The 11,754-nt window shown below is 53.7% G+C and carries 11 protein-coding genes; 7 read left to right on the top strand and 4 right to left on the bottom strand.

What is annotated here, in order from left to right; genetic code table 11:
* Positions 1 to 17: 17 nt before the first annotated feature.
* Together DUE52_RS28160 and DUE52_RS28155 are read right to left on the bottom strand one after the other, a co-directional pair.
* Positions 18 to 965: an esterase-like activity of phytase family protein gene (locus DUE52_RS28160; RefSeq protein ID WP_114409432.1), complete on the bottom strand. Its 948-nt coding sequence runs from the start codon at positions 963 to 965 to the stop codon at positions 18 to 20.
* 54 nt (positions 966 to 1,019) lie between these two features.
* Complete coding sequence (locus DUE52_RS28155) at positions 1,020 to 2,435, bottom strand: sensor histidine kinase (protein ID WP_114409431.1); 1,416 nt, start codon at positions 2,433 to 2,435, stop codon at positions 1,020 to 1,022.
* A 195-nt stretch (positions 2,436 to 2,630) separates the two neighbouring features.
* Between DUE52_RS28155 and DUE52_RS28150 the strand changes: the two genes are divergently transcribed.
* The 3 genes from DUE52_RS28150 to DUE52_RS28140 are packed head-to-tail and all read left to right on the top strand — an operon-like array spanning position 2,631 to position 6,155.
* Entirely contained in the window at positions 2,631 to 4,058 is a 1,428-nt protein-coding gene (locus tag DUE52_RS28150) for a tRNA wybutosine-synthesizing protein 4 beta-propeller domain-containing protein (protein WP_114409430.1), read from the top strand.
* Between the two features lie 36 nt (positions 4,059 to 4,094).
* Positions 4,095 to 5,513, top strand: a complete 1,419-nt coding sequence (locus DUE52_RS28145; RefSeq protein WP_114409429.1) for a hypothetical protein — start codon at positions 4,095 to 4,097, stop codon at positions 5,511 to 5,513.
* Between the two features lie 12 nt (positions 5,514 to 5,525).
* The gene (locus DUE52_RS28140; RefSeq protein WP_114409428.1) at positions 5,526 to 6,155 is read left to right on the top strand and encodes a hypothetical protein; all 630 of its coding nucleotides are present in this window, start codon (positions 5,526 to 5,528) and stop codon (positions 6,153 to 6,155) included.
* A gap of 26 nt (positions 6,156 to 6,181) precedes the next feature.
* On the opposite strand, the gene DUE52_RS28135 is transcribed toward DUE52_RS28140, so the two are convergent.
* On the bottom strand, positions 6,182 to 6,973 hold the full coding sequence (locus tag DUE52_RS28135; protein WP_114409427.1) for a hypothetical protein: 792 nt from the start codon (positions 6,971 to 6,973) through the stop codon (positions 6,182 to 6,184).
* 98 nt (positions 6,974 to 7,071) lie between these two features.
* Positions 7,072 to 8,340, bottom strand: coding sequence for an NAD(P)/FAD-dependent oxidoreductase (locus DUE52_RS28130; RefSeq protein ID WP_114409426.1), 1,269 nt, complete (start codon positions 8,338 to 8,340; stop codon positions 7,072 to 7,074).
* An 80-nt stretch (positions 8,341 to 8,420) separates the two neighbouring features.
* On the opposite strand from DUE52_RS28130, the gene DUE52_RS28125 reads away from it, so the two are divergent.
* The 4 genes from DUE52_RS28125 to DUE52_RS28110 all read left to right on the top strand — a co-directional run bounded on the left by DUE52_RS28125 (position 8,421) and on the right by DUE52_RS28110 (position 11,652).
* Positions 8,421 to 8,996 (top strand): anthranilate synthase component II, encoded by a 576-nt coding sequence (locus tag DUE52_RS28125; protein WP_114409425.1) that lies wholly within the window; start codon positions 8,421 to 8,423, stop codon positions 8,994 to 8,996.
* A 52-nt stretch (positions 8,997 to 9,048) separates the two neighbouring features.
* Positions 9,049 to 9,846: an alpha/beta fold hydrolase gene (locus DUE52_RS28120; protein ID WP_114409424.1), complete on the top strand. Its 798-nt coding sequence runs from the start codon at positions 9,049 to 9,051 to the stop codon at positions 9,844 to 9,846.
* 160 nt (positions 9,847 to 10,006) lie between these two features.
* Entirely contained in the window at positions 10,007 to 10,675 is a 669-nt protein-coding gene (locus DUE52_RS28115) for a CBS domain-containing protein (RefSeq protein WP_114409423.1), read from the top strand.
* A gap of 92 nt (positions 10,676 to 10,767) precedes the next feature.
* Positions 10,768 to 11,652, top strand: a complete 885-nt coding sequence (locus DUE52_RS28110; protein ID WP_114409422.1) for an NAD kinase — start codon at positions 10,768 to 10,770, stop codon at positions 11,650 to 11,652.
* Positions 11,653 to 11,754: the final 102 nt, after the last annotated feature.

Here is an 11,754-nt window from a genome sequence, read left to right as displayed (position 1 = left end):
TGCCGCTTACTAAAAAGTCAGTTGGGCTGCATTTCGAGCAAAACAACCTGGGTCCACTGGTTTTTACCGGTATTGTCGTCGGACATCACCACCAGAATTTTCCGGCCATCGACGTCTTCGCCCCAGGCCATGCTCTCCAGGTTGTCGGGTCGAAAACCGTTCCGCCCGTTGAAATCGAAAGCCGGTTTTTCTTTCCGTTTGAGGAGTTGCCGACGGGCTTCGTCCACCTGCGCTTCGTAGAGTTTCACCGTGACGGTCTTCGTCGTCTTCTCGTAACAGCGTTCCAGCACCAGCAGCCGGGTTTCGTCGCCCGGAACGGAAATAATCTCCGACACCCCGCCGAGGGCTTCGTTGGAGTCGCTCGGGCAGACATTCCGGTCGATCTCGTAACTGAACTCGGCGTCGAACACCACCGAGCCGTTGCTTTTTTTATACCGGTAAAAATGAATCAGCGGATTGTCGACCCGGGCTTCTTCCCGCGAACCGGCTTCGGGTGCAATCCACAGATACTGGGGCGTTACGGCCAGTCCTTCAATGCCTTTGTTTTTTTTGGGCATAGGCATGAGATGGGGCAAGGTCAGTCGCTGGATGGAATCGCCCGGCTGCGGGAGCGAATGCCGTTTAAAACCGACGTAGGATTCCTGTTCATTTTCGACGGCAAAAAAATACGTGTCCAGGGCCGGATCATACCGCACGGCTTCGAGGAAAAGACCCGTTTGAAAGCTCGAATCAGGCTCGCAGACCCAGTCGGAAAGCTGGTGAATCGTTTTGAAAAGGTGGTAGGCTCCCCGGTCTTCGGCCAACTGCCATTCCTGTCGTCCGGAAATATACTCCATCCCGGAAATATTGTGGAGGTTGCGGCTCCGGGGTAGTGTCAGGTAGTCTTTGAAGGCAAAAGACAGCGTTTGGCTTTGGGCCGAAAGAGTGCAGACAAGAACGAAGACAATGCCCAGGAGGTTTTTCATAAAGCAATGTACGGTGCGCGGTGTCAAAAGACAAAATGCAAAAACCGCCCGCCCTCACATCATTATGGGAGGACCGGGAGCGACGGCTTCGGCCTGGGACGCAGGAACCGGGCAACGAACGGTGATCGCTGTGCCTTCGCCGGGCTGCGAGCGGATGTCGATTTCGCCACCCAGCCGCGCAATGCGTTGGTGCATGTTGGTCAAACCGCTGCCGGTGCGCAAGAGCGCCGGGTTGAAACCCACGCCATTGTCGCGGATCACCAGCCAGAGGGTTTCGTGGGCTACCGTCAGATTGATTGCCACCGTGTGGGCGTGGGCGTGCCGGACGATGTTGTGCAGGATTTCCTTGTAGGTCAGGAAAAAATCGCGCCGGTGCTGGGTGGCGAGCAAACCCGCCGGCAGGTTCTTCTGAAACGTTATTTCCAGGTCTACGGGCGTGTGTTCAAACAGATTGTAGGCGGTTTCTTTCAGACGCAGGCTCAACTGTTCCATCGAATCCTGGGCAGAGTTCAGGCTCCAGATGATTTCCCGCATGGCCGACATGACGTTCTGAGCGGTTTCGCCAATGATGGTCAGGGCCGTACGAACTTTTTCGGGCTGGTGGTCGAGTTGCCGGATGGCCACGCCACTCAGGATGCTGATGCCGCTGAGGTCGGAGCCAATTTCGTCGTGCAGGTCGCGGGCGATGTCGTCGCGGATGCGCTGGAGTTGCTGCTGTTTGCGTTCATTTTCCTGCAATTGTTCAATAAGCTGCGCCTGAAATTGAATTTTTTCCCGCTCGGTTTGCCGGTTTAGCAACGAAATGCCGACTGTAATGCAAATGGTTTCCAGCACAACACCAATCTCCATCGGAATCATCGGAAAGGTAAATGGCGCATCGGGCTGTCGGCTGTCCCAGCCAAACTGGTGCATGACCAGGCCCAGCAAAGCACCCGAAACGTAGAACAGGGTGCCGGTAATAAAAAACGATACCACCTGATTTCGCAACCGGAGAATGCGGGGAACAGTCGCCAGCGCACAAAAGCAGACAAAATACCGGCTTGCGATGTAGAATGCCCGCTGGAATGGGCCATCCGTTGTACCCGCCAGAAATTTGATGGAATCGAAGACAATCAGCAGGAGGGCCAGAGCCGCAATCGCGTTGATCAGCCGAACACTCACCCGATCGTTCGTCCGCAGGTCCATCAGAACAATCGCAAAACGGCCATAAATGATGAAAGAAAAGCATTGTATGACGCTTTCGGCCAGCAGTGCGCGGTTGGTCAGGCCATCCGGGGCATGGGTATCGATGTAGAAATGGCATACGTCGTTGAGATAGAAGTAGATCAGCAGGCTGATGATGTAGGCACTATAGAGAAAATGAAGCCGCTTCCGGTGCCAGACGTACGAAATCAGGGTGTAGACCAACATCATGCACAACATGCCATCCAGAAAAATGCGCAGGGTTGGGTAGTCAAAGAAACGGTTCATGTGGGTTTGGGTCGATCGATTCTACAAACTACACATAACAGGGTGTTATTCTAATGCCGTTTACAAAAATGCGTAATTCTACGTAACCGGTAGGGGTTTGTCCGGTCACATGATCATGGGATTGACGGGCGTTGCGGGTACGCCTACCTTTGGGCTGGTTCTAACAAACGACGGCTTTTCGCCTATATCCCGGCCATGAAACAAGTTCTTTACCTCACACTTTTTGTCGTAGTCATTTTTACCCTGTTTCAGTGTAAGAAAAGTGCCGACCCCGTCACGCCCGGCAGCACCACGCCCCCCGGCAGCGGGACATCGGTGACGGGCACCAGCACCGCGCCCCTGGTCAACACGGCCACCGCACCCACCACGTCTGCTGTGGCATCCACCTCGGCCACGGCATCGGGGGTAATCAGCGGCAACGGCGGGTCGGCCATTAGCCAGCACGGTTTTGTCTACAGCAAAACCAGCCAGACGCCCACCACCGCCGACAGTAAAACCGAACTGGGAGCCACCAGTGGACCGTTCCCGCTGACGATTACGGGCAAACTGACCGGCCTGGAAGCCAACACGACCTACTACCTGCGGGCGTATGCCACCAACGACAAAGGAACCGGCTACGGAACCGTGGCGCAGGTGAAGACGGCGGCTGCCACCACATCCGTGCCCGGAGAACTGAGCGGGACCTGGGTTGAACGAGCCAAATTTCCGGCCAATCCGCGCAATGATTTCTGGTTGGTAGCCGTAAACGACAAGGTTTACCTGTTAGGGGGGTATAGTGCTACACAAAGGTTTTACGACGCCTGGGAATACGACCCGGCGGGCAATCGCTGGACCGAAAAAGCCAAAACCGCTTTTACGCAATCGGCCATTTTCTTCCCGCCCATCCGGCCGCTGGTTGCCAATGGAAAGATCTTTTTCCCGGCTGGGGTTGGTCCAACGCCCGCCGATGTGAAAGCCAACGTTCATGAATTTGATCCCGTTGCCAATAAATGGTCGGTAAAAGGCGCTTTGCCAGCGGGTTTCGACCCCGGCGGAACGGCGGCTTTTGTGATCGGCGACAAGGCGTATTTTGCCGGGCATAGCAGTTCGACCGGTTTTGTGAAGAAAGTTTGGGAATACACCATTAGCTCGGATAAATGGACGCAGAAAAGTGATCTGACCGGTCCGCTACAAGGCGGTTCTATCGGAGCTGCTACAAACGGAAAGGGGCTGGTCATCGGAGCCTCTGAAACCGGCCAGCCAATTTCGACGCTATCGTATGATCCTGCGACGGACAAATGGACGTCGGTGTCTACCCGGGATTATTTGGGTGCGGGTGGCAGTTCAAAGTCGCTCGGATTCAGTAGTGATAGAATCGTGGAGTACAACACCTGGACGGGACAGCAATACCGGGATGGCGTAATGCCCATTGTCCTCACGCTGGACCCCCTCAAGGTGACGCCCCAGCTTACCAATCTGTTGCCATACCCCAAAGCCTGCGATGCTTATCCAAGAAGCGGTCTGAATATGGTACACGTTGGTGACCGGATATTTGCGGTGATCAGCAACACCAAAGAGGTTGCCAATCTAACGGCCTGCGACAAGGAAGAAATGGGGAAGCTCTATGAATTTGTGAAAAAATAATGAACACCTGTTCCAATTCAATCTAACTGATTCCCAATGAGAACGCGTCTTTTTTCGCTTGTGATCTTCACAAGCCTGGCGATAGCCTTGCTCCATTGCAAAAAATCGGAGCCCGATCCGGCTACGCCCGGCGGCACAACGCCCCCCGGCAGCAACACCTCGGTGACGGGGGCGGCCACCATCCCGGTTGTCAAAACCGCCCCGGCCATCACCGGCATTGCCAGCACCTCGGCGCAGGTGTCGGTTGTTCTGGGAAGTAATGGCGGGGAAGCCATCACGCAGCACGGCTATACCTATGCCGAAACCGGAAAGGAATCCAAACAAGTGAGCCTGGGGGCTACGAGCGGCCCGTTTCCGCTGACGGTCACCGCCAAACTGACCAATCTGCTGCCTAACACGGCCTATACGGTTTACTTTTTTGCGGTGAACAAAGTCGGGCAGATCAGTATGAAAGTGGATTTCAAAACCGAAGCACCCACCTCAACGACGGTGTCTACGGGTGGGGTGGTGAGCAAAGCTAATTTTCCGGGGCAAAGTCGGCGGCTGTCGCGCGTGTTTACGCTAAACGGGAAGCTGTATGTGCTGGGAGGAACGGATGAAACCAAATCGCCGAAGGTTGAACTCAATGATTTGTGGGAATACGATCCGGCTCAGGATAAATGGAGCCAGAAGGCGGCTTTGCCGGTGACGAACGGTTTTAATGTGAGTTACACGCTTCCCGTAATGTCCATCGGAGGGAAGGCCTACACGATGCTCACGCTTCTGGGGGGAGCCAACATCACGACGTCCACGATGTATGTCTACGACCCCGCAGCGGATAAATGGACACCCAAAGGTTCAGTTCCCTTCATCGGCAACTGGCGGACTACGATGGTGCTGAATGGCAAAGGGTATGTCGTTGGCGGTGGATACAGCAAAACCGGGTCCAATACGGCAACGCTAATAGAACCCGGTAAAGCGGTTTATGAATATGACCCAACCACGGACAAATGGACTAAAAAGAAAGATTTTCCCGGAGAACCTCGCTTTGGAGCCTTTGGGGCGGTGTATAATGGCAAAGGGTATATCATGGGCGGGAGTACTGAAAATTTCGGGAGTTTCAAGGATTTGTGGGAATACGATGCTGTTGCCGATGTCTGGACTCAGAAAACCGCTTCCCCGGTGGATATACAGGGGGGGGCGTATAGTGGCAAAGCCTACCTGGTGGGTGGAAAGCTAACCTTTGTGCAACAGGCAGACAAATACTTTACCTATGATTTTGCTGCACAAGCGTGGACAACGGCCCAGGCACCGGATGCCATCTACCGAGCGCCCGCTGGCGGAGCAGGATGCACGACGTATCAATTTCAGGTGGAATCCGTTGGCAATAGTGCCTATTTGTTCCACGAATACCGGAGCGTTTCGGGGACTCCCTGCACCAATCTAATGGGCCAATTCTGGCAATATACTCCTTAAACGATACATAATATGAAATACGGTTTCAATCAATTTCGACCGGGGCTTCTGGTCATGCTGGGTGTTTTCGCGTTGGCAGGCGGATGCAAAAAAGACAACGAGCCTACCAGTGGTCTTTCGGCCAAGATTCAAAATATCGTCCCGCAGGCCACTTTGGACGATCTGGAAGCGAAAGGGCTAGTCGTCAATCAGGGATCACAGCCTCCCAATATCGAAGGTGTTTTTGAAATCAGCCCATACCGGTTGCTGAGTCCATACGGTCCCAACGATAATTTCAGGCAGGGGCGGGTGATCGGGAATTACAAATACCGGTTTTATCAGCAGCAGGGCGATGTGGTTCAGGTCGATTACAAAAACGCTTCAGGATCGGAAACGGGTACGGGCAAAGGGGCTTTGCTAGCCGGATCGGGCAATAAATTCACGCTTTTTCTGGAGACAGCGGGTACGGATTCCGGTATTTCGTTCAAGGCGCTGGACGTCGTATCGGGTGAAATTGGTCCGGACGGTATTCTGAACTTTCAAATCGGCTTAACCATGACCCAGAAAACCGGCGACGACAAGAACACCAGGCTGATTCCGATCAATCAGGCCCGCATCTGGGAAGACGGTGACCAATTGGCGAAGAAGGTGACGACGTATTGACCGTTTGGCCGGTGGGTTTGATGATATCACCCACCGGTTTTCGCTTCCCGCTCCAGCCGTTGGTAAACCGTCTCAAAATTGTCACCGGCTTTAAGCTGGTCGACCAGTTTCGTCAATCCGTTGCGGCCCACCACCGCCAGCCAGCGTGACACTTCCCGACCGGCGGTCATATACGCCAGCATGACCCGGTTGGAATTTCCCGAAAAAAAATCCTTCAGCGATTCCAGTTCGGTCAGCTTTAGAACCACCTGCTGCCCGTGTGATTGCTCCTCCCAGTGATCCTGAAATTCGTCGTGGCGACGCAGGCTGTCGGTGGCTGTCGTAAACCGCTGATCGATCAACAGCGCCAGCCCCTCGTTGAACCACTGCGGAATCTGGCGTTGGGTTTTCAGCCAGCCCAGGCGGGTGAACAGCTCATCGTGACACATTTCGTGGGCCAGCACGTCGGGGTTGCGGCCATACGGATTGATGATGATCCACGATTCGCCCCAGGGTGTTCCGAGGCTGCAGCCCGCGCCTTCGCCATCGTGGCAGTACTGCTGGTATTGCTCGGGCGATTGGCAGAAAATCACCGTGGCCCGGCCTTTCGCCGGACTGTTCCACAACTGTTCCAGCCGCTTCTTCGCTTCATTGATTTCAAAAAGTAGATAAATCCGCTGGCGTTCCGGGGTGCTGGCGTCGACCCACACACCGGTGGTGAGCGGCTGAAAGTCAGCGGTATATTCCAAAAGTTGACAACGAAAAATCTGCGGAAAGGCCGCAAAGTAGGCCAGCGGCAAAATCAGCAGAAACACCAGGAAGCGGACAAACCAACGCATTAAAATCTGTTTTTGGGTTTACGGTTTACAGTATTCGGTTTACGGTTTTCAGTCCCGGGGGGGAACCGCACCGTAAACCGTAAACTGAAAACCGGTGCCTATTCAACGGTTTCCCTGGCAATGATCAGCTCGGCGACGTTCCGCCCGGTTTGCATCGCGGCATTGAGCGACGGATAGGCGGTTTGATCCCCGCATTGGTACAGATTTTCAGCGCGTTTCAGCGGAGCGTGCTGCGTTCCCGGATAATAGGTTGGAAGGGCTTCCGGAAGATGGTAGGTTTTCAGCCAGCGCCATTGGTCGACCTCATGGCCAAACCAGCCGACCAGTTCTTTCTGAATCCGTTCGGCCAGGGCTTTTTCGTTCACCACGTCCATCCCGTGCGTACTGACCGAAATCAACGCCTGGCCGTCGGGGGCGTAGGAGGGAGCCACGTCGTTCAGGATGGCGATGTTATGAATGGCGGATTGGCGGTTTTCATTCAGCAACAACAGTTTTTCAGCACCGGACGGTTTTGCTTTGGGAGACTGCGAGGCCGTAAAATAGGTATTGGTGGTGGCATTAAACAGCCGCACCGGATTTTCAAGGCCCAGCAGGCGGTTGGCGGCAGACGCATCGACGGCCAACACAATGGTGTCAGCCTGAAGGCTTTCACCGGTTTCCAGGTAGAGCATAGAATCCCGGATTTGCCGCACCGGTGAATTCAACCGGATCTGAGCCGGATTCAATCGCCCGGCCAGTTGCTGCGGAATGGCTTCCATCCCGGCGGTCGGCAGGGCCGCATCCCCCGTATAAAAGTTCTTGAAACAGAACTGGAAGAAATTGCTCGAGGTGGCCAGGGCATCTTCCAGGAAAATGCCGCCGAAAAAAGGCCGGAAAAACCGGTTGATGATCTGTTCCGAAAAGCCGAAATCCTCCAGAAACGTCTCGGTATCGGTGGCTTCCTGTTGAAAAAACGCATCGGTCGAGATCCCCGACACGTACCGCATCAGTTCGACAATCCGCAGTTTATCACTGAAGGTTCCCGCATCCGAAGCCAGGGTTTGAAACAGACCCGACGGTTCGCGCAGCGGATTGATGAACGGAATCCAGCCGCCCGCGGGCTGGTGGATCAGCGCACCGGAACGAAACGTCTGCAGTTTCAACGCACTGTAATCCAGCAACCGTTGCGCTTCGGGGTAGGCGGTCAACAGGATTTGAAAACCCCGGTCGAGCCGAAAACCGTCGACAACATCCGTCCGGATGCGGCCACCGACGCCGTCGGACGCTTCCAGTAAGGTGGCCTCAATACCGGCCCGGCGGAGGTAAACGGCGCAGGTCAGGCCGGCCATGCCTGCTCCTACAATGACTACGGAGGATTTGGACTGCATCAGGATTCAGTTCGTTTTTTTACAAAAATACAGCTTACCGGATAGGATGATTACTTTTGTACTTTTAGTTTCTCATCCCCATGCATTTACTCGTTCTGGACAACATCGACTCGTTCACCTACATGCTCGTCGACTACCTGAAACAGGCCGGGGCGACGTGTCGGGTGGTGCGCAATACGGCGTCGCTGGACGAAATCACGGCGGAACCATACGACGGCGTGGTTTTGTCGCCCGGCCCCGGAACACCCCGACAGGCGGGTTGTCTGCTAAATGTAATCCACTATTACCACGAGCAACTTCCGATGCTGGGTGTTTGTTTAGGTCATCAGGCGTTGGGTGACTATTATGGCGCCCGGCTGGTCAAGGCCATCAAACCGATGCACGGAAAACTGTCGGTGATTAGGAAATCGTCGGATGATGCTTTACTAGCTGGTCTGCCCGACGAGTTCAAGGTAACCCGGTATCATTCGCTGGTGCTGGTGGACCTGCCCGCCGAACTGACCGAACTGGCCACCACGATTGAGGGCGAAAACATGGCGTTTCGGCACCGTAATTTGCCCCTTTGGGGCATTCAGTTTCACCCCGAAGCGGCATTGACCCAGTACGGATTAGCAATTTTAAAAAATTGGATTACCTTTGTGAAAACAACTAAATAGTGACCATTTTGTTGTATTTTTCCAATTTTTCTACGACAAAACCAAGACCGCTATGAACTATCGTGTTCGGAAAGAAGGTAACTTCCGTTACATTGATGAAGGACAAGGCGATGTATTGCTTTTACTTCATGGATTATTCGGCGCTTTAAGCAACTGGGACGGCGTAATCAACACCTTCGCTGACCGGTATCGGGTAGTAATTCCGGTGATGCCAATTTATGAAATGCCCATCCGGGAAGCCGGACTGGAAGGACTTGTGAAGTTTATTGAAGAGTTCCTGGCCTTCAAAGACCTGGACAATCTGACTTTGCTGGGCAATTCACTGGGCGGCCATGTCGGGCTGTTGTACACGCTGAAACATCCGGATATGGTGAAACGGCTCGTATTGACGGGCAGTTCCGGGTTGTTCGAAAACTCGATGGGCGGTTCTTACCCGAAACGGGGCAGCTACGATTACATCGCCGAACGGGTTGCCTACACGTTCTACGACCCGAAAGTGGCGACGAAAGAACTGATCGACGAAGTCTTCGAAATTACCAACAGCATTCCGAAGTGCCTGCGGATCGTGGCCATTGCCAAATCGGCCCAACGCAACAATGTGGCGAAGGATATTCAGCACATTACCATTCCCACGCTGTTGATCTGGGGGCTGAACGACACGATTACCCCACCGGAAGTAGCCCACGAATTCAATCGCCTGATTCCCAACTCAGAATTGCACTTTGTTGATAAATGTTGTCATGCGCCCATGATGGAACATCCGGATCGTTTCAATACGCTGCTGACCGATTGGCTCATCCGACAACCCCTGAATGCCACCAGTCGGCAGAGCGATCTCACCATTGCCTGATGGAATTAAGAAATTTCCGAAAAGATTTTGAAACTCTAACGGAAATTTCTTAGTTTTCAACTATACTGTTCCAGTTACACGACACCGGAGATCTCTTCCAGAAATTTTCCGGATGTTTTTGGACAATAAACAGGTACAGAGTAGTAAACAACCGACACCGATGCTGGCCTCCGAACTAATAGACCCGATGATACCGGCCCTGAAGCCGACGGATACCGTTGGGCAGGCCCTCGACTGGATGCAGGAACACCGTGTTGGTCAATTGGCCATTGTCGATCAGGGCCAATACAAGGGCCTTGTCAATGAAGACCTGCTGATGGATGTGCCGGATGATACCCACCAGTTGAGTGAGGTCATGCGGCTTTTCGAGCACCTGTCGGTCCATGAATCCCAGCATCTCTACGAACTCCTGAGTTTAATTACCGAACACCGGCTGCAGGTGATTGCGGTGGTGAACGACGAACAGGAGTTTGTCGGGACGGTTTCTGCCATTGAACTCCTCAAACAGTTTGCCCAACTGCTGGGCGTTCAGGAAGCGGGCGCCATTCTGATTCTCTCCATCAACGAACGCGATTATTCGATGGCCGAAATCAGTCGGCTGGTCGAATCGAACAACGTCCGGATCATCAGCAGCTACTTCGCGGGGGCAGCCTACGGGATGCCCGATAAATCGCGGCTCACGCTCAAACTCAATCGCAAAGACATTACGCCGGTGGTGGCTACACTCGAACGCTTTGGCTATTCCATCGAAGCGGCTTTTGCCAATACTCCCATCGAATCCATCGATCAGGGACGACTCGATTTGTTGCTCCGGTATCTGGATTCCTAATTCATCCGGCATTCCGTCGGCAGTCGATAGCAGATTCTTGGACTTTTCTCTCATCTTTGCAAATCTGACTGACGAACTGACTGACGATTTTTATGAAAATTGCTATTCACGGACGCAATTTTGTCGACCTGGCTACCCCATTCATCCAATCCATGTTCGATGAGCTGGCCCGGCGGCAAATAGAAGTGCAGCTATCTGAAATCTACCGTTCGTTCCTGGATTCTGCCGGTATTGCCCACCATTCTACTTTAACGTATACGTCGTACCTCAATATTTTCGACGCCGATTTTGCGTTCAGCCTCGGCGGTGACGGAACGCTGCTCGAAGTGCTCACCCACGCCGGGCCACGCGGTATTCCGATTGTCGGCATCAACATTGGTCGGCTCGGTTTTCTGACCACCATTTCACCCGAAAATCCGGAAATGCTGCCTAGACTGCTGCAGGCCCTGTCGATCGGCGACTACCGACTCGATGAACGGACGCTGGTGAATCTTCAATCAGACGAGGACCTCTTCGACGGGGTTCCGTTCGGACTCAATGATGTGACCATTACCAAAACCGAAACGTCGTCGATGATCACCGTTCACACCTACCTCAACGGTGAGTTTCTGAATTCCTACTGGGCCGACGGCCTGATCATTTCAACGGCCACGGGCTCGACCGGGTATTCGCTGAGTTGCGGAGGGCCGCTGCTGCTGCCACACAACAGCAACTTCATCGTGACGCCCATCAGCCCGCACAACCTGAACGTCCGGCCGATGGTGGTGCCGGATTCGGCGCAATTGTCGTTTGAAGTGGAAAGTCGCAGCAACACGTTTCTGGTTTCGGTAGACTCCCGTTTTCGTACCATCAACACCGGTACCCGTTTGAGCGTCCGGAAAGAAAAGTTTGCGGCCAAACTGGTCAAGATGAGCGACGACAGTTTTCTGAATACGCTGCGAAACAAGCTGAGCTGGGGCTGGGATATTCGAAATTAGACCATTAAAAATACCTTTACAGTGCGCTGGAGCCGTCTTTCGCTCAGAATGCGCAACAGTTTTACCGAGCGACCCAATAAAATACCAAAAACGGGCGTTTCA

Origin of the sequence: Larkinella punicea (assembly GCF_003334855.1) — a bacterium.
GTDB lineage: Bacteria > Bacteroidota > Bacteroidia > Cytophagales > Spirosomataceae > Larkinella > Larkinella punicea.
Note: the sequence above shows the minus strand (reverse complement) of the source record. Positions and strands in the feature narration are given on the sequence as shown.